Source organism: Butyricimonas sp. DFI.6.44 (assembly GCF_022132345.1).
GTDB lineage: Bacteria > Bacteroidota > Bacteroidia > Bacteroidales > Marinifilaceae > Butyricimonas > Butyricimonas muris.
In genome coordinates this window covers 168,953-188,797 of record NZ_JAKNJD010000010.1, presented here as the reverse complement: position 1 = coordinate 188,797, position 19,845 = coordinate 168,953, and the positions used below count along the sequence as shown (strand labels likewise).

At 42.3% G+C, this 19,845-nt stretch carries 13 protein-coding genes; 3 read left to right on the top strand and 10 right to left on the bottom strand.

Translation table 11 applies throughout. The features are described 5' to 3' along the window. Position 1 precedes the first annotated feature (1 nt). Positions 2-856: a peptide chain release factor N(5)-glutamine methyltransferase gene (prmC, locus tag L0M98_RS14975; protein WP_227216744.1), complete on the bottom strand. Its 855-nt coding sequence runs from the start codon at positions 854-856 to the stop codon at positions 2-4. 53 nt (positions 857-909) lie between these two features. Between prmC and cls the strand changes: the two genes are divergently transcribed. Continuing rightward, positions 910-2,367: a cardiolipin synthase gene (gene cls / locus L0M98_RS14970; protein ID WP_227216745.1), complete on the top strand. Its 1,458-nt coding sequence runs from the start codon at positions 910-912 to the stop codon at positions 2,365-2,367. 109 nt (positions 2,368-2,476) lie between these two features. Further along, complete coding sequence (locus L0M98_RS14965) at positions 2,477-4,909, top strand: bifunctional UDP-N-acetylmuramoyl-tripeptide:D-alanyl-D-alanine ligase/alanine racemase (protein WP_227216746.1); 2,433 nt, start codon at positions 2,477-2,479, stop codon at positions 4,907-4,909. A 71-nt stretch (positions 4,910-4,980) separates the two neighbouring features. Here the strand turns inward: L0M98_RS14965 and L0M98_RS14960 are convergent, their stop codons facing one another. From L0M98_RS14960 to L0M98_RS14935, 6 genes are all read right to left on the bottom strand, one after another. Then, positions 4,981-6,177, bottom strand: a complete 1,197-nt coding sequence (locus L0M98_RS14960; protein ID WP_227216747.1) for a TlpA disulfide reductase family protein — start codon at positions 6,175-6,177, stop codon at positions 4,981-4,983. Positions 6,178-6,306: 129 nt separating this feature from the next. After that, on the bottom strand, positions 6,307-7,272 hold the full coding sequence (locus L0M98_RS14955) for a hypothetical protein (RefSeq protein WP_186978225.1): 966 nt from the start codon (positions 7,270-7,272) through the stop codon (positions 6,307-6,309). 11 nt (positions 7,273-7,283) lie between these two features. Beyond that, positions 7,284-8,813 (bottom strand): RagB/SusD family nutrient uptake outer membrane protein, encoded by a 1,530-nt coding sequence (locus tag L0M98_RS14950; RefSeq protein ID WP_186978227.1) that lies wholly within the window; start codon positions 8,811-8,813, stop codon positions 7,284-7,286. 11 nt (positions 8,814-8,824) lie between these two features. Next, entirely contained in the window at positions 8,825-12,331 is a 3,507-nt protein-coding gene (locus L0M98_RS14945) for a SusC/RagA family TonB-linked outer membrane protein (RefSeq protein WP_227216748.1), read from the bottom strand. 171 nt (positions 12,332-12,502) lie between these two features. Next, positions 12,503-13,672 (bottom strand): FecR family protein, encoded by a 1,170-nt coding sequence (locus L0M98_RS14940; protein ID WP_227216749.1) that lies wholly within the window; start codon positions 13,670-13,672, stop codon positions 12,503-12,505. Between the two features lie 87 nt (positions 13,673-13,759). Further along, a complete protein-coding gene (locus L0M98_RS14935; protein WP_227216750.1) occupies positions 13,760-14,326 on the bottom strand; it encodes an RNA polymerase sigma-70 factor in 567 nt (188 codons plus the stop codon). A 91-nt stretch (positions 14,327-14,417) separates the two neighbouring features. Between L0M98_RS14935 and L0M98_RS14930 the strand changes: the two genes are divergently transcribed. Further along, entirely contained in the window at positions 14,418-15,698 is a 1,281-nt protein-coding gene (locus tag L0M98_RS14930) for a M64 family metallopeptidase (RefSeq protein ID WP_227216751.1), read from the top strand. A 161-nt stretch (positions 15,699-15,859) separates the two neighbouring features. Here the strand turns inward: L0M98_RS14930 and L0M98_RS14925 are convergent, their stop codons facing one another. The 3 genes from L0M98_RS14925 to L0M98_RS14915 form a co-directional block, all read right to left on the bottom strand. Beyond that, positions 15,860-16,846 carry a hypothetical protein gene (locus L0M98_RS14925; protein WP_227216752.1) on the bottom strand — a complete coding sequence of 329 codons (987 nt, stop codon included), beginning with the start codon at positions 16,844-16,846 and terminating at the stop codon, positions 15,860-15,862. A gap of 75 nt (positions 16,847-16,921) precedes the next feature. Next, entirely contained in the window at positions 16,922-18,298 is a 1,377-nt protein-coding gene (locus tag L0M98_RS14920; RefSeq protein ID WP_227216753.1) for a hypothetical protein, read from the bottom strand. A gap of 11 nt (positions 18,299-18,309) precedes the next feature. Next, positions 18,310-19,836 (bottom strand): RagB/SusD family nutrient uptake outer membrane protein, encoded by a 1,527-nt coding sequence (locus L0M98_RS14915; RefSeq protein ID WP_227216754.1) that lies wholly within the window; start codon positions 19,834-19,836, stop codon positions 18,310-18,312. Positions 19,837-19,845: the final 9 nt, after the last annotated feature.

Here is a 19,845-nt window from a genome sequence, read left to right as displayed (position 1 = left end):
ATCACTCCGTCCATCTCGCTTTCACCATCCTGTCCTTGTCATGAATATCTTTCCGCAACTCCACTTCACGGTATCCCATACCCGAGAGTAAATCAACCATCTCTTTGCCGAAAGCCTCATTAATCTCGAAAAACAGGAGTCCCCCCGCTTTCAAACGCGAACACCCGAATTCCGCTATCACCCGATAAAATACCAACGGGTCCTCGTCCGTCACGAAAAGCGCCCGATGCGGCTCATACCCTAACACCCGCTCGTGCATCAAAGCTTTCTCCGAAACCCGCACGTAAGGGGGATTACTCACGATAACATCAAAATCCGACCAATCCCACGTTTTATGCCGCAAAATATCCCTTTCATAGAAATGCACCTCTACCCCGTTTGCCCGGGCATTCTCTCCCGCCTGACGAATTGCCTCCGCGGAAATATCCACTCCATGCAATTCCAAACCCCGCAGCATTTTACCCAAAGTTATAATAATACACCCGCTTCCGGTGCCCACGTCGAGTACTCGCGCACCCTCGGGCAAACCGCTTTCAGCAACCCACATCACCAACTCCTCCGTTTCCGGACGCGGAATCAATGTTTCGTTATTCAACCGGATATCAACACCCAGAAACTCGGTTTCACCCAACACGTACTGCACCGGTTTGTTCGTTTTCAACTCCTCCACCATCGCCACAAAATTATCTACAAACCTTTTTTCCAATAATTCGTGTTTATTAAGATGTATTTCTATATTTGTACAATGCAATATTTTACACAAAAGATACGAGCACAAGTATTTTATTTCGCGTTCGTTGTATGTATCTTTTAATGCTGTTAATGCGTATTGCTGTAAATTAAATATTGTGTTCATGCAAACAAAGATACGGTTTAATTGAAAATTGAATATTTAAAATTGAAAATAATTTGGGAAATTGGGCAAACATAGTGATTAATCTGGGCATCGTGCTATACGCATTCGCAATACTGGCGATAATTTACACGATTATACTGGAAAACAGGAATCCAGTACGCACCTTGGCGTGGATACTCGTGCTCGTGCTTGCGCCCGGACTCGGATTACTTTTCTATATCTATTTCGGCATGAACTATCGCAAGGTCAAGATGTTCTCCCGAAAAGGATTAGGCGACTTCAAGTGGTTGCAGTACATGAGCGAAGACCAGAAACAACGCATCCAGAAAGCCGAACTACTAAAGAAAGCCGACATGGAAGCCGTGAAGCCCTTGATGACCTTGCTCCTCAATAACAGCAAAGCACTTCTCTCCCGCAACAACACGGCAGAGATACTGAACAACGGGGAAGAAACTTTCAGTTCTATTTTCAAAGCCATAACCAAAGCTAAAAAATACATCCACCTTGAATATTATATCATCGAGAAAGGAGAACTCGGCGACAAATTGAAGAGCCTGTTAATCCAAAAAGCGAAAGAAGGCGTCGAGGTCAGAGTGATTTTCGACGACGTGGGTTCATGGCAATTACCCCAAAGCTATATCCGTGAAATGCGGGAAGCGGGCATACAGATTTACCCGTTCCTTCCCGTGCGTTTTCCCTTGTTCACCAACAAGGTCAACTACCGCAATCACCGCAAAATCATCGTCATTGACGGTGACACCGGATTCATCGGCGGTCTGAACTTCGCGGACCGTTACCAACACGGGTTGCCCGGCATCGGTATCTGGCGCGACACCCACCTAAAAGTCAAGGGAGAAGTCGTTACTTCGCTTCAAGTCGTGTTCCTTTTCGACTGGTACTTCGTGCGGCAGGAACTTTTACTGAACAAGGCGGAATACCTCCCGAACAAAAAGGCGGACGGCAACGTGGTGATTCAAACCGTGGCTTCCGGACCCGACAGCGACTGGACTTCCATCCAACAGGCTTACTTCACGCTTATCAACATGGCGAAAAAATACGTTTTTATCTCCACGCCTTATTTCATGCCGGGGGAAACTACCATCAACTCGCTGAAAACTGCCGCCATGAGTGGAGTAGATGTCCGTATCATGATACCGTATAAATCGGATTCCCTACTGACCTACTGGTGCACCCGTTCCTATATCGAAGAACTGTTGGAAGCCGGGGTCCGGGTATTCCAGTATCGCAAAGGATTCAACCATAGCAAAGTAATCGTCATGGACGGGCTCGTGTCTTCCGTCGGTACCGCCAACATGGACATCCGCAGCTTCGAGCAAAACTTCGAGGTCAACCTCATCCTCTACGACCGCAATGTCAGCCGCCAACTCGGGTCCGACTTCCTCAACGACTTGAAAGGAAGCCACGAAGTCAGCCTCCATCAATGGAAATTCCGTCCGAAAAGAGATAAAATCCGCGAATCCCTCGCCCGTCTTTTCGCCCCATTACTCTAATTGAAGCCCATTCATGCGCCTACACGCACGCTATAAATTTTCCCCTATAAAATCTGAAATCTAAAATCTAAAATAAGTAGCTTTGTTGGCGTATTTTCAATTTTCAATTATGAAAGAGATTGCCGACATCATACAGGGAGAATTACGACAAGGTATTCCGGTCGAAATCACGGAATACAGCATTGACAGCCGTTCTATCATCACCCCGGAACACACGCTGTTCTTTGCATTAAAAGGGAATAACCACAACGGTCACGACTATATACAAACACTTTACTCTGACGGAATAAGGGCTTTCGTCATCAGTGAATACCGGGCGGAATTCGACCATCTTCCGGAAGCGAATTTCAGCCTAGTCAAAGATGTCCTAACAGCCCTACAACAACTGGCCGCCTATCATCGCAAACAATCACGGGCGGAAGTAATCGGTATCACGGGAAGCAACGGCAAAACGGTCGTGAAAGAGTGGTTGTATCAATTATTGGCTAACGACCACACCGTGTATCGCAGCCCCCGGAGTTACAACTCGCAAGTCGGCGTACCGCTCTCTTTGCTAGGAATCGACACGAAAGCAGACATCGCCATTATCGAGGCAGGTATATCCCAAAAGGGAGAAATGCAACGACTCCAACATATGATTCGTCCGGATATCGGGATATTCACACATCTGGGTGATGCCCACGACGAGAATTTCTCTTCTCGGGAAGAGAAACTGGCGGAAAAAGCCCGCTTGTTCGCCACGTGCCACTGGATAATCGGACAAGCGGGAGATGCCATGCAATTCATCCGCACACAAGTACCTTCCACCACTTCATTCTTCACGTGGAGCGAAGAAATTGAAGCCGACGTACAAGTGCAAACCGTGAATATGGCTCCCGACCGCCGGGAAGTGAAAGTTACACACGGGCAACAGTCGTTTATTCTTGACATCCCGTTCGCCGACATCGCTTCACTCGAGAACTGCATGAATGCGGTCTGCGTCTTACTGCTGAAAAAATACGCTCCCGAAGTCATCGCTTCCCGGGTAGCACAACTCTCGGCAATAGCCATGCGCCTTGAAATCAAGGAAGGCATCAACAATTGCACGCTCGTGAACGACTACTATAACTCGGACCCTTCCTCGTTTCAGTTAGCCTTAAACATTCTGGCCACACAAGACGCCTCGAAAGAACGGGTAGTCATCCTTTCCGATTTCATGGATTCCGGCAAAGAAGCCGACGATTTATATCCTTCCATTGCCGAAACACTACGACAAGCCAATGTTTCGCTATTTATCGGTATCGGTAAACATTTAAGTGACCACCGCCATGACTTTGCCCCCAATTCCCGCTTTTACGAGGACACGGAACATTTCCTGCGCCAAGAAGAACGGGAGAATTTCAAAGATCAGGTCATTCTGATTAAGGGGGCACGGGTATTCCAATTCGAGTTTATCGCCGGATTCCTGCAAAAACAATCCCACGGTACGATACTGGAAGTCGATCTGGACGCCATGGTTCATAACCTGAATCATTTCCGTTCCCTGACCGACGCGCACATCGCCGTCATGGTGAAAGCGTTCTCGTACGGAAGCGGCTCCCGGGAAATTGCCTCTCTATTGCAATACCATCGAGTGGACTATCTCATGGTGGCATTCGCGGACGAGGGCATTGAATTACGTGCCGCGGGAATCACCATTCCTATCGCCGTGATGAATCCCGAACGGGAGGCGTTCGACAATATGATCATGTTCAACCTCGAACCGGAAATATATGCCTTGGATATTCTTGAAGACTTCAACCGTTCACTGGCAAAACACGGCATCAAACGTTTTCCCGTGCATATCAAACTGAACACGGGCATGAACCGCTCCGGTTTTGACGAGAGAGATTTACCCCGGTTGTTGGACTTCTTCCGCTCGGAACGCTCCGTCTATATCCGGTCGATCTTCTCGCACCTCGCCGGAAGTGACGAAACGATACACGACAAATTCACGCTCGGTCAAATCCAGTTATTCGAGCGTATGACGGAACATATACAAGCCCGATTCGATTACAAGATATGGCGTCATATCTTGAACTCCGCAGGTATCGAACGTTTTCCGCAATACCATTTTGACATGGTGCGCCTCGGCATCGGACTACACGGGATCAGTGTCACCAATGCCCCCCTCCAACCCGTGAGCAGTTTCAAGACATACATCTCCTCTATCCGGGAAGTACCGGAAGGACAATCCATCGGGTACGGTCGTAAAAGCTTTACCACCCGTCCCTCCCGTATCGCGGTCATTACCGTGGGATACGCCGACGGTCTGAACCGCCACTTGAGCAATCGTGTCGGACACGTCTTCGTGAAAGGAAAACGGGTACCCATCATCGGGAATATCTGTATGGATACCTGCATGATCGACGTCACCGACACGGATGCCACCATCGGTGATGAAGTGGAAATATTCGGGAAACACCTCCCCGTCACCGAATTGGCGGAACAACTGGGAACCATCCCTTATGAAATTCTCACGGGTATTTCCCACCGCGTAAAACGGGTATATTACAAGGAATAAAAACAAAACCCTTCCCAATGTTCTCTTTTAGAACCGGGAAGGGTTTTCCGCTGCATGTTTACGAGAAACTATTATTTTTCATAACGATCTCCCAAATGGTCGATCAATACAATATCCAATTCTGACCCTCGCACTTCACGAGCGATAATCTTTCCTTCTTTATCAAGGATCAAACAGAAAGGGACTCCATTCACTTTATATTTTGTTACCACGTCACCCGACCATCCCTTATTATCATTCAACTGTATCCATTTCATACCTTCCTCTTGAAGAGCCTTTTTCCAATCTTTATCCCGTTCATCAATCGAAACACTGATCATATTCAACCCGTCATTCCCCTTTCCATAGACATCGTACACGTGGCGCAAGTGAGGTATTTCTCCCCGACAGGGACCGCACCAAGAAGCCCAAAACTCCACCATATTGTATTGCCCGGGCTTCACGTAATCGGACAACTTCACCTCCTTGCCGTTCTCGTCCAACAAGTTAATATCCGTGTATTTCTCTCCAATAGCTGTAGGATAGAGAGTTTCAATGAACTCTTTCAATTGCTTGTACGCCGGAGTTTCATGCAAGGAAGCATCAATAATTGCCAACAAATTATCCATATCCGCTTTCGAGAGAGTCCCGCCAAATACTATATTTTGTGCGACATCTACCGCCACGGGCGAATTAGAATGGGTTTTCACAAAATTCATCTGCATTTGTTCCATTCCCTTGTGAGCATCCTGCATCTCCCGCACCAAAGCGATTCCCTCGCGGGTGTTAAACACGCCGTCGAGAGCCGGGAGATGGTAAACCTTCAAGTACTTATTCCATGCTTCATTATGCTTTACCCCGTACGGCTCCAATTCTTTCTGGAAGCCCATATACAAATCATGCGCAGGAGAACCGGTAATAGTCACCATTCCTTTCACTTTCCTCTTGAAACTCAATCTTGAAGGCAAAGAATCAATAGAGGGGCTATCGTAGCGAATATTCGTATTATCTATGAAGATATCCGTTCCACGTAAATCTTTCTCATAATCCTCTTTCAATTCAGGCGACAGATCAATCCATAACTGATAACGCACAGGAACATCCACTTTCCCTTTCAATACAAATTTACCATCTTTCACCACGGCAGAATCCACCGGGGTATCCCAATCATATAAATATGCCTTTATCCCGTCAGGAGTTCCCGGTACTGAACCGGAAATTCGGTAACCAACCTCTTGTTGACATGCAACAAACAAACCTAAACAAATAATCCCATACAGTATTTTCATTCCATTCATTTTTCAAATTTATTACTTAAAAATTCCATCAATATATTGATCTCCTGTATCTTATTTCTCATTCGCAACAACATTACCGTATTTGTTTTAAATCAAAAATAGGAAAACCCGTTCTTGCATCTAGTCAATAGTTACCGTTAACCAGGATTTGCCAAAAGTTTCCAAGTCAAGCTTCAAATTCTCTTTATAGTACTTTATCGTTAAATCATATTTCAATTTAACCAATGGATAATTATCCAATGCATTTTGTCTTTCCTCTAAAGGATTATTAACAATCCACGTCGCATAAGTTGTCATATCAAGAAACTGATATTTATCGGAGCCGGATTTAATCATTCCAAAAGGATCCACAAAACCATTGCTCATGAGAAAATCCATATTCAAATCACCATCTTCCGTGAACAGATTATCAAATACTTCTGATTGCTCCTCGTCCGTTGTATAATCATATAAATATTTTCCGGCACTTACATTTGCAAATTCACTCGGCACAGGCAAATAGTTATGAAAATATGTTGATGTCCTCGTTTCAAAATAAGCAGAAGTTATACTATATTTCCACAAATCCAATTGCTCTCCGATTTCATCAGTCATATCCCCCCAATAAATAATTCCCTGTTGAGCTTCATCCGTGTAAGCAATAGTCAATGGCCAAGGAAGATAATAGTCGTCTTGCACAAGATTACACTTTACCAAAACATGGCGTTTAGAAATACTTTTTGCTAAATCCTCCGGCAAAAGATCGAGAAACTTTATCATTAACTTCAAAAAAGATTCCGAAGTCATCTCGTCCGCAGCCTGCATCGGATAAATATCCGGGTTATAATATTCGGCATAATACTCAAACATAGCCGTCTGAGTCCACCCCACCGGAGTTCGTAATGCTTCGTCACCGGCCAAAGTATAATAAGTATGCAAATCATACTTCTGATACAAACTATAACACAGTTTCTGCGCCTCGGAAGGTCCGTCAGCAATTGCCGGGATTGGTCCGTCATACTCGTATTCCGATTTCAAAGAATCTTCGTCATGACATGCAATGAATGAAACGATCATTCCTAATAACAATATATATTTACTTTTCATATCTATAGTATTTATCTAGGATTAATACCTATTTCAGGATTAACATTCAGCTCTTTTTGAGGAATCTGCAACACATAACGAGGATCATTTTCTATCAATGACGCTTGCTGTGTTCCATAACCTCTACGCTCCATGACCGGACGGGTTGTACGCCGCAGATCGAACCAACGGTGTCCCTCGAAACAGAGTTCCAACCTTCTTTCCAACCAAACTCTATCAAGAATAGTGTTCTGTGTATAATCTTCCTCCCGCAATTCATTATAATCTTCTGCAATGTATTTTGCCTGTCGCAATGTATTTAAAGCGGCAATTGCATTTCCGAGTCCGCCACTCTTATGAGCGTAAGCCTCTGCCAAGATCAGATACATTTCTTCAGTCCGGATTACACGCGAATACCCTGTAGATCCGTTTATTTCAAACGTAAAATTACCAATAGGATAATCTATATATCGATTCTTGGCAAAAATATATTTGTACACCATTCCATCGTCACCAAACTCCCGGACTTGTCTTATAAAATAATTTTGACGTATATCACCATCCTCATACAAATTATGCAAATCCTCATTAACAGCAAAAGCAGTCATGTAACTACGCGCCGCAAAAGCCATGATATTTTCGGTAATTCCGCTTACAAACAACACATTCGAATTATCCACGGCTAAATAATCTTTCCCAGCCATTTGATCTGACATATAATAAGCACTTAAAACATCGCTGGCATTTATCGACGGATTTTGCAGATATGCCACATTCAAATCAAATAAACTCGAATTCTCCTTTAACACGAGATTCGCTTGTTCAATCGCCAAATCCCATTTCTGCATGTACAAGTAAACTCTAGCCAGCAAAGCTCTGGCAGAAAGAGCATTAAAACGGAGTTTCGTACCTCTGTCATATGGATTTTCCTCCATTAAACGAATACCTTCTTTCAAGTCTTCCTCTATAAGTACATATACTTTTTCCACCGTGCTACGCAAATAAGGCTTTCTATCCACATCTGTTGTCAAGTTAATAGGAATTCCCGGATCGGTCGCACAAGTTGACGGATTATATGCAGGAGCATACAAATTAACTAAATTGAAATACGAATAAGCCCTCAAAACATAAGCCTCCCCCTTCAAATTTCCCTGCAACTCTTTTGTTTTTTCCTCGTCTGTATTAATACCGGTTGCCTCATCTATATTTTCAAGCACCACGTTGGCATAATAAGCACTACTATAAAATGCTTCAAATGCTTTATCTCCATCCGGCATCGATGTTTCGTGACTGCTACTCCACGTGTAAGCACTCGCGTAAATATCAGCAGCACGAGTATTACTCAATGTAGCAGAAAACTCCGGAACCAAAGTCGCATCATCAGACAAAACGTCCAAATACGGCATAATTTGTTTCGAAATATATCCCCTGTTCAGCAATTGTTCGTAATCATCAATGGTCGTCGGCTTTAATTTATTCTGTGGTATTTCGTTCAGATAACTATTACAAGCACAACACAATACCCCCACCAACAACAAATTATATAAACTATTTTTTCTCATAACTCTTCGCTTTAAAAATTAACGTTCAAGCCAAATGTAAATGTTCGGGGCAAAGGCAATGCTCCATAACCATTTGTCGTGTAATTTACGGTCTCCGGATCATATCCTTTCAATTTTTTATTCGCCACCACAAACAAATTCTGGGCTTGAAATTTCAACGCAACATTTCCCATAGTACGACCGCCCAATACAATCTTATCCAACCACTTTCTAGGCAACTGATACTCCAGCATTAAATTCCTAAAACGCAGATAATCTCCCGGCACGACAGCCTCTTGACTCTTGTTATACATATCGATCACATATACATCTTCAGTTCCGACAGTTACGTAATTACTTCCCGTGTTCAAACGAGGAATTGTTTTCCCTGTGTTATCCTGCCCGGGACGCCAACGGTTCATAATGGATTTGTTTGCATTCTGTTCTCCGTCCGGATAGTTATCATAGGCTAACTGGGGTAAACGAACCACATTCTTCAAGCCGAAAGCAAACAACATGGATAGACTCAGATTCTTATAGCGAAGATTGGTGTTTATTCCTCCCGTCAAAATCGGATCACGCTCGCCTTCGTATTTTAAACCCGCCACATCCATCGGAATACTCAGGAATTCAGCATCATCCACACCGTAAATATTCCCGTCTGCAGCATAGAACGTCGGGGTTCCTCCCTCATCCAGTCCGGCAAAATGATACGAGAACATGGCATTCATCGCTTTTCCTTCCATCACATCACCCGGGGTATATGTACTTCTCACCAAATTTTTTGCTTGAGGCGTCACGTAAGATTTTGTTACCTTATTTTTCACGTATCCTAGGTTTAACGCCAATACCCAATCCCAATTATTCTTCTGTATTAACCTACCGGTCAGAGATATATCCACACCATGATTACGCATGTCTGCATAATTCACGTTACGTCCGCTAAAACCGGTTACAGAAGAAACATCCAAATAGGCAATTAAATCTTCACTCTTGTCCAAGTAATAGTCTACATCCAGCATTAACCTGTTCTTAAATAGTCCTAATTCCAACCCAATATTCAATGAAGATGTCGTTTCCCATTTCAAATCACGATCAGGAGCCTGTTGTATTTCCATTTCCAATAATCCGGTATTAGGATTAGGCGGTAAAGCAGAAGCTATTAATAAAGGACTACTGTCTTCCACGATATTCCCTCTCAACCCGAATGAAGCACGCAATGCCAAATTACTTAACCAATCTTCCTCTTTCAAGAAATCCTCCTCGCTTACTGTCCATTTCCCAGATACAGACCATAAAGGTAAATACCTATATTTCGGATTGGAACCAAAAAGATTTGACCCGTCAAAACGAATATTACCATTCAACACATAACGATCTTTATACATCAAAGACAAAACGCCGTAATAAGAAATATTCGATCTTTCCAACAAATCACGAGTAACCTTATTTCGTTTCAAATGCCCCGTTGTTGAACTTAATGAAGGCTCATAAAAAATTTCCCCTCTATCTTTATAATAGCCATAAGAATTTGTTGCCATCCCTTTATATTTCGTTGTCCGAAATTCTTGTCCAAGCATTACATCAATATTCAAATCTTGAACTAATGTCCCACGATACTCCAAGCTATTGCGGACTAAAGAAGTTCTCTGTTCATAAACAGTCTCATTAAATTCTCCTCCATTAGGCAATACGGAGTTTTTAATCAAATCTTTATCAGAAGTATCTCCATAATTATATCCTCTGATTTGAGCTATATAGTTACTGTATTCTGTTGCATAATCTATAGCCGTGGAATGGGAAGATGAATAACTGTACAATCCTTTATATTTCAAACCTCGGTAAAGATTAACTGATAAATCAACGATCCCCTTAACATCCGTCTGTGTACTTTCGCTGTGAGTGTTATTCAGTTCATTCAACACGTTGAACAACAACATTCCTCTTTGGGTACTCTGGTAATAATACAAACCGGAATCATCCCGTTCCGGAATTGCTCGAGAAGCAGAAACAGCATATTCAAAAGGATCAATAGCACTATGATAATTCTCCCGATCTCTACGACTCAATTGTAATAAAGCCCCTAAGTTTACACCTTGAAACAACTCACTATTTATTTTCAACATTCCATTATAATTCTGATAATTAGTGGATTTATCCACCCCATCTTCTCCATTATAACCTAAAGAAATATAGTAATCTGTCTTTTCCGATCCTCCGGAAATACTTAAATCATGAGTCTGAGTATATGCATTACGAAACAATATTTTAAACCAATCTGTATTTCTTTTTTCCATTGCCCGGGTTTCCCGATTCAAATCCTCTATTGACACATCTCCTAGGGCGTAAGCTTGCAATAATCCTTCCAAACCGCAAGTTCCCATGATCCAGAGTCCGTCTTCCGAGTATTGTCTGGTTAATTCGATCCTTTCTTTTGAATTCAATAAATCAAAATCATTATAACTCGGGCGAATACTTACCGCTGATGTATGTTGGTAGGAAATATTAAAACTATTTCTTTTACCGCGTTTAGTAGTTATTACAATAACCCCGTTGGCAGCACGAGTACCGTAAATTGCAGTTGCCGAAGCATCTTTTAACACCGTGATAGTTTCTATATCATTAGGACTTACACCACCAATAACAGTATTAAACATATTCATCACATCCGGACTATTCAAATCTGCAGCAGAAACAGGTACAGAATTTTCCAGAATAACACCATCCAATACCCATAAGGGTTCTGCATTTCCGGATATCGTTGAAGAACCTCTAATCCGAATCTTCGGAGCCGCACCCGGTCCTGCAGAAGTATTCACAACAGACAATCCCGGAACAACACCCTGCAACATCTGTTCGATACTGGATGCCCCGATAGTCTTCAAATCACTGGTTTTTACCGTCACCACGGAACTGGTCAAATTCCGTTTCTCGATCTGTTGATACCCCGTCACGACAATTTCACCCAAACTCTCGGCTTCATCTTCCATCATGATATTCAGACTCTTGTCGCCTTTCTTGAACATGACATCCTTGGTCTTCATTCCGATAAACGAGAATTGCAGTTTTACACTGTCTTGTTCTGCAATTTTCAATTGAAACTCACCTTTCTCGTCCGTCGCACATCCCAACTGGGTACCGACGATAAGCACCGTTACACCCGGAACCGGCTCTCCTTTCGTGTCTTTCACGACACCTTTTATTTCCATAAACTTCTCTTGCTGTTGTTCCGCAGGAACACCCACGTAACGAACCATGATAATCTTATCCCGGAACGTGTACGTGAAACCGGTTCCTTTAAAAACACGGTCTAACACGGAAGTCACCGTTTCATCCTTGGCTTTTACGGTCAACTTGTCCAAGTTCACCGTCTGCTCGTTATTGAAAATAAAATGCAGGTTAGTCTGTCGTTGAATCTCACTGAACAACATGTCTACCGATACCTCCCGCAAGTCAAGATTCACTTTTTCTTGTTGAGCAAGGCTCTTGGCTGAAAGAGTGAAGGTGAAGCAACACATGAATAAAATAAAAATTTTCATAATCTTCCACATTTTTTGCCCGCGAGGTAAATAAACCCGAGAACATAATCGTTTTTTTTCCATACTTTTGTACTTTAATGTTAGTATTCTCAATAGGTAATGCTCGCAACATAAGCCTATTGTGTAATTATCATTTATGACGGGAAGTGCTCGCAACACTTCCCGCTGTTTTTATTCCGACACGATAACCGTGCGTCCTTTCACTGTAAAGTTTACTCGCGTAACCCCCGAAATCGCATCCAAAATAGTGGATATATCTTCATACCGTCCCAAATGCCCTGTAAAATGCAGGCTTCTCAAACTAGACGTTTGGTAAAACACGTCCACATCATACCACAAGGAAAGCGTGGTCATGATATCCTCAAGGCTCATTTTCTCGAAAGCGAAAACCCGATCTTTCCAAGCCACGTAAGGACGAACATCAACACCATTAATATTCATCGTCTGCTCCTGACTGTTATACAATGCCATTTGCCCCGGGCTCACCTCGTATTCCTTCCCGGAAACCGGTGTTTCTATCCCGATCTTTCCTTCCACCAAAACAGTCTGCACCTTTCCGGTGTAATGAGTATTCACGTTAAACGAAGTACCATAAACCTTAATCTTCACGTCATCCACCACAACGTAAAACGGACGTTCTGCATCTTTCGCCACCTCAAAATATGCTTCCCCGGAAAAAGCAACCTTCCGCGAATCCGCACCAAAAGCAACCGGATAACGCAATGTACTTCCCGAATTCAGATACACCACTGTCCCGTCGGATAAAGTCACCGTGTATTCCCCGCCGCGAGGAACCTCCAACACGTTATACTCTGTTTCTCCCGCCGCAACCTGTTCCGGATACACCATTCCCGAGGCATCACTCTTCACGGCAACTCCTTTGGCAACATCCAATTGCTTTTCCTGTTCGGTTGACAATTCTATCACCCGGTTATCATTCAGGCGAAGAATAGCTTTCCCCTTGCCCGGGGTAATCTCGGCGATTTCTACACTTTGCTGCTGATCCGAGGCTGTATAGTTTCTCATATAATACGCGGCACCGATAATCATTAACGGTACCATCACGGCAGCCACAAACTTGTACCACGCCAAGCGATGCGATCTGTTTATCTCGATTTTCCCTTTCCGAACGACACTTCCCCATGCCAAGTCTTTATTCACATTCTCGAAAGTACTAAAATTCTGTCCCACGTTTTGCCCCTCACGGATTTCTCGCATGAATTTTTCCCGTGAAGGATCCTGCCGCAACCATTCCTCCAACTTCACCTCTTCCTCCTTCGATAAGCCACCCACGAGGTAAAGTTGAATAAGTCGTATTATATTATCATCGTAATGCTTCATATCTCTGATGTTATTTTACACCAAAGACGACAACAGCTAAAAAAAGGAGTATAAAAAAATGAAGTTTTTTTCAAAGAAATTTCCAAACTACATGCAACCGGCTTGAAATAAAACATATAACAGATACGCTGTCCCCAATTTCTCACGGATATAACTCATCGCATTCCGTTTTTGAGTCTTCACGGTCAGCTCTGATATTTGGAGAATTTCAGCAATCTCGCTATTCTTTTTCCCCTCCAGATAATACTTGAATACTTCCCTACACCGTTTAGGCAGTTCGTCCAGCACCTGATAAAGACGACGGAACACCTCATCCTTCATTAGCTCCAACTCGGGCTCTTCCCCGGGTTCCGTATGCCGAAGCGTGTATTTTATATATTTTCCCTCCACTTCTCGATGTTTCAGGAAATCCAAACAAGCATTCTTTACCGAATTATACAAGAAATTCTTGAAACCGTAATAAGAACTGTAGCAAGTGTCCCGTTCCCATATTTGCACGAACAAATCCTGCACTATATCCTCTGCCTCTTCCTGTCTTTCCACCCACTTCATGGCATACAAAACGAGATAACGATAGAAGCGGTCAAACAACTCTTTAAAAGCCTTAACCTCCTTCCGGTTTAACTGTTCTATCAATAACTCGTCCCCTAGCATACTAAATAGTATATTTTACACAGTTTTTCTGTGTCGAAAAATAGTAAAAAACTATCTTTGTACAAAATTTATATTAAAAAATAACAAGTCTATGAAACAAGGAATAACTCTTATCGCCTGCATGGTATTGCTCTTACAAGCGAACTTCTCGTGGGCTCAATTCGACAAGTATTTCCACAACAAAACATTACGCATGGATTATGCCCATTGTGGCGATAGTCAGAATGAAGAAATTTATTTCGAGGAACTTCTCGAAGAACCCTACTGGGGTGGTTCTAAGGTTAATTTAATTGACACCATGTTCTACGGGAATTACTACGTGAACGTGTACGACGCAGCCACCAACCAACTTATCTATTCCCGCGGGTACTGCACCCTTTTCGGCGAATGGCAAACCACCGACGAGGCGAAGACAACACGCCGTTGTTGTCTGGAAACTGTCGTAATGCCCTTCCCGAAAAATGACGTTCGCATCGAGATATGCAGCCGGAACAAGAAAGGCAAACTCGTGAAGAAATTCGAATACACCGTGGATGTTGACAGCTATTTTATCAAAAAGGACCGTCGCTTACAATACCCCGCGTTCGACGTGCTCTACACCGGCAATCCCGCCCATAAAGTAGACATCGTACTTCTTCCCGAAGGATACACTGCGGAAGAAATGGAACAATTCAAAGCAGATTGCCAACGCTTCGTGGAAGGGTTATTCAGTTTCTCCCCTTATAAAGAAAATCGCAACCGCTTTAACGTCCGTGCCGTACTCGCCCCTTCACAGGAATCCGGCGTTGACATCCCCGGTGAATACATCTGGAAAAACACGGTATTGAATTCGTCATTCTATACCTTCGATTCCGAACGGTATATCATGACTTACGACCACAAAAGTCTGCGGGACCTTGCCGCCAATGTGCCTTACGACTTTATTTATATCATAGCCAATACCCAGAAATACGGCGGAGGCGCTATTTACAATCACTACGGCATCAGCATCAACGGTAACCTGCACGCCGCCAAAGTTTACGTCCACGAGTTCGGACATCTTTTTGCCGGTCTGGGCGACGAATATGTCGAAATCGGCAGTTCTTACAACGACATGTACCCCAAAGGCGTCGAACCTTGGGAACCCAACTTAACCACCCTTGTCAATTTCAACAAAAAATGGAAAGACATGCTCGACAAAGATACCCCGGTCCCGACTCCTATCGATCGCCAAAACCTGAAAAAACTCGGTGTCTATGAAGGCGGCGGTTACGTTGAAAAAGGAGTCTACCGTCCCGTTCCCGACTGTCTGATGAACACCCTATCCGGCAACGACTTCTGTCCGGTTTGCACCCGTGCGATTAAGAAGCAAATAGATTTTTATACTCGATAACACCGTTATCACATTAAAACTGTACCTTCAAAGGAACAATTTATGCCCAAAAACGTTCTTTTGAAGGTACAATTTTATATATTTGCAAAAAACAATATCATTTTACTCATAAACATTATCTTCCACAATATCGCTATTTTAACATAAAGCCAAATCTCACATTAAAATCTCCAACAATAAAATTCAGTTAATGAAGTTGTTCTATCACTGACAAATCCTAAATATCCCCAAAGGTCACCAAATATGTTATCATCATAAGATGAAGTCACAACACTTTTCTCTATAACAATAGCACGATAATCACGCCCTTTAGCCTGTAATTCTGAAATCGTTAACAACTCCGGCTCAAAATAAGCTTCTGATAAATAATCATATAAAGTTTTAAAAGCGACCAAATAAAATCTACCTTCAGAATCTATCTGACCACCCAAGTGTTTAACTCTATTCGCACTAATCGGATCATCACTTTGTTGAAAAGCATAACAAATCCTTAACAAATATTCGTCAAATTCATTCATCAACCAAGTTGTTTCAACATCTCCACCAATTTCTTCCAATAATTTTTGCGTACTTCGGTTTAAAGTATATTTATATGTTCCCACAATATCGGGAAGTTTAAAATCATGTGCTCCTCCACCTCCACCCGTCGAATCCTTTGGAGTTTCTTGCCAATTCTTACATTTTCTAATGCCCGCAACCTCTAGGGCGCAGCCCACTGACCATTCAATATTCCTCAACCATGAATACAATGCAGACGTGATTGAATTTCTAACATCCATAAATACTTCACATTGTGGACACGTCATTTTTCCAGTATACTCAATAGCCTTTATTTGTGCATTAATCCTATCGCCATATGAATTATTATGAAACTCTACATACTTGTTAAAATCAAGATTGAAACAATCTTTACAACATCCTTTTTTTTCCTTATAAACTTTGTATCCTTCATCCATTATTTCCCTATACTGACCATATGTCTTATTAAAAGCACTACAAATATCACACGAATCAGACCACAAATTAATAGAACGAGAAATAGAACCTTGCAATTCTTCTATTTCCTTTTCTTCATTCAAAAACTCTTCATTTCCTCCATAACATCCTATAATTAGGAAGAATATTAATACATACCAATTCTTTTTCATAACTTCGATTTTTAGTAAAAATCTCCCCTCCTGTCCGTTTGACAGGAGGGAGATTCACACACACTATTAAAATTATTACTTCCCGGTAAACGCCCAATCGGATTTATATGCCCAACGGGACGGACATTGTTTCAACACTTTACGCATCCGCAATGCTTGATCAATACTCACGGAATTTTTACGACTATACCGGTCTATCACGTTAAATGAGGTAAACCATTCCAATTCGAGTTCCTCTGGTTGACCTTCTAAATTATTTGCTTTGAACACCAAAGGATAATAATTAGCATAAGAAGTATACGTGTCGGGGCAATAATCAATATCCCCATCAGAATTCAAATTCTTATAATAACGTGTATTCGTTGATAACAAACCATAATATTCAGCCAATACAGTTGCTAGTGTAAATGTATTTGTCCCTTGTACCGACGGGTTTAAAAAAGTCATATAATTTACAAGCACACCAACCTCCAAACAACTCGTTACATCGGATAAAGTAAATCTATCTTTTGTTTGTACATCAGACAATCCGGGAATAGACTCAATATCATAATCTGAGTGCATCACAGTAGGCGATGCAGTTTCATAAGAATACGTCCCGGCTTCATCTGAATACATTGAAAATCTTGTCAACCAGATATTCAAATATCTTTCAGGATTCCAAATGCACGTACTTTTATATCTCACGATAAATTTATCATATCCAGTGACATAACTTGCAGTACTGGTACTTTGATCCTCTATATATTTTATATTAGACTCCGACAAATTTATCACATTCTTTCCCGCCTCCTGCAATTTCACCCCGGAAGGATCATAAACTGCCAATTTAAATGTCAATTTCACGTTTCCTCCATTCGGATCTGTCGTTATCCGTCTATTAAATATATTATTTACCCCCTCCAAAACTTTTTCCATATATTCTTGAGAAATGTCATACGTCGGACCGGCCGATGCGGGCGGCAGCAACATATGGAATATCACTGGAACGACGATTTCATCGTACGATTCATCCGGTAAATCCCGGATTGTTATCGGCAAACGATTACTTTCAATCGCACCTGCCTTCGCATAAAAATTTAAAACCGTCCCCGGAATCTCCGTTGTTGTAGAATAAACATTTTCTTTTATTTCATTCCCCGCCTGATCATATACCTTAACGCATCCTTTCGGCAACTGGTCATCCGGAATCAGATACTCTTCCTCAACCATTTCTGAGATATACTCCCCCTCTTCATCTTTTCCATACTTCATCACGTTCTTTTTACCATAAACAAACGGATAAAACTCCATTTTTGCCTCCCCGTTTGGCAAAAGCGTTTTATGATCTGCCCGCAATTCGATTCTCGAAATATCATCCACGGATGCTTCAAAATCCCAAATTGTAGTTTTCTCTTTTGCACAAGCACAAAAAAGAATTGACATCAATATATATTGTAAAATCTTTTTCATATCACAACAATTTAATCTTCTTTACTTGCCGGCCAACCCGGGTTTTGAGAAATATTATTATACATCAATTCCGATTCCTCCGGAATAGGCAATGCATACCTGTAATCATTTGCTTCTAACGTGTAAACTTGAACTTTATTATCATCGTCCAAAGCTTCCCGACTCACCGATACACCCAAGCGCTTCATATCCAACCACCGCATCTGCTCTTCCAAAGCAAACTCCTTACGCCGTTCCCGTAAAATCTCATCCAATACATCATTGCCTTGATAACCGGCATATCCCGGTATCTTACTACTCTTGAACTCATTCAACAGTGAAAGAGCTTCCGGATCATTTTGCCGAGCCTTAGCCTCGGCTTCAATCAAAAGTAAATCCGAAAACCGGAACAAAGGATGGGACTCACTACAAACATCCACGCTACCGCGGCTCTGCAATTTTACCCAACAAGGAGAGTTATTTACGACTTTGAAAAAAACTGAAACACGAATATCTTCTGCATCATACATCGCAAACAATTCCGGATTTACCTTTTGTTGCGGATCAGAGGGTATACCCCAAGGAGCGTAATTATTCCCCCCGTCTCCCGGGTGAGCGATTCTTAACAAAGCAAACAAATGAGGTTTATCTAACGTATAATAAGCTTTATCCGCCGGAGCATAATTCAACTCCTTTTGTTCGTCTACAGTGTTTTCAATCCGAGCTCCGTCACGAGCCTCCCGGGCATAAGTTTCCGCCTTACTCCAATCATCGGGTTCTCCGGCACATGATTCTGCTTTATATTGGTAAATTTGCGCCAGAATTGCTTTAATAATTCGCTCGTTATAGAATATATTCCACGAAACCTTAGGCACCGTTTCGTATTCCAATACCTCCGTCAATTCATGAATCAAAGTCTTGTAAATATCTGTTTGCTTCCATCTGGAACTACCGCTAGTCACTTCGGCATCAAGCGTCATCGGAATACCGTAATTATTATTGTCATAAGGAGCAAAAAGAGCATTTAACCTAAAAAGATAATATGCCCGAATCACCCTCGCTTCCCCAGAAATCCTTTCGTGTTCTGTTTTGTCATAATCCGGCACCTTACTCAAATCATTTAACACGTTATTCAAATATCCCACCGCCAGAAAAGCCGCTTTCCAAGTCTGATTCGCGAACCGATAACTCTCCCAGTTTCTAATTTCACTAAACTCTCTCGCATAAGTAGAGCCTCCACGGGCTGGACTACTCATATTTTCGTTCACGAACCCCAACATCTCGACGTCATCGGATGCCATCGCCGCACAAATATTCACGTACCGGGAAAAAGGATAAATAATTCTTCCTCCCCCATAATAAACAAGGTTGTCTAACGACTTTGGACTATATCCTCCCGCATTCGATTTTGTCGTTCCAACTAGAAATAAGCTCATAGCTTCCTTCACGTCCTCAGTTGTATAAATAACTTTTACATTCTTTGGCGGCATATCCAAAAAATCTTTACACCCGGTCATAAAAAGACCTATTGCCAATATAAATAATAATATTCTCTTCATAGTCATTTT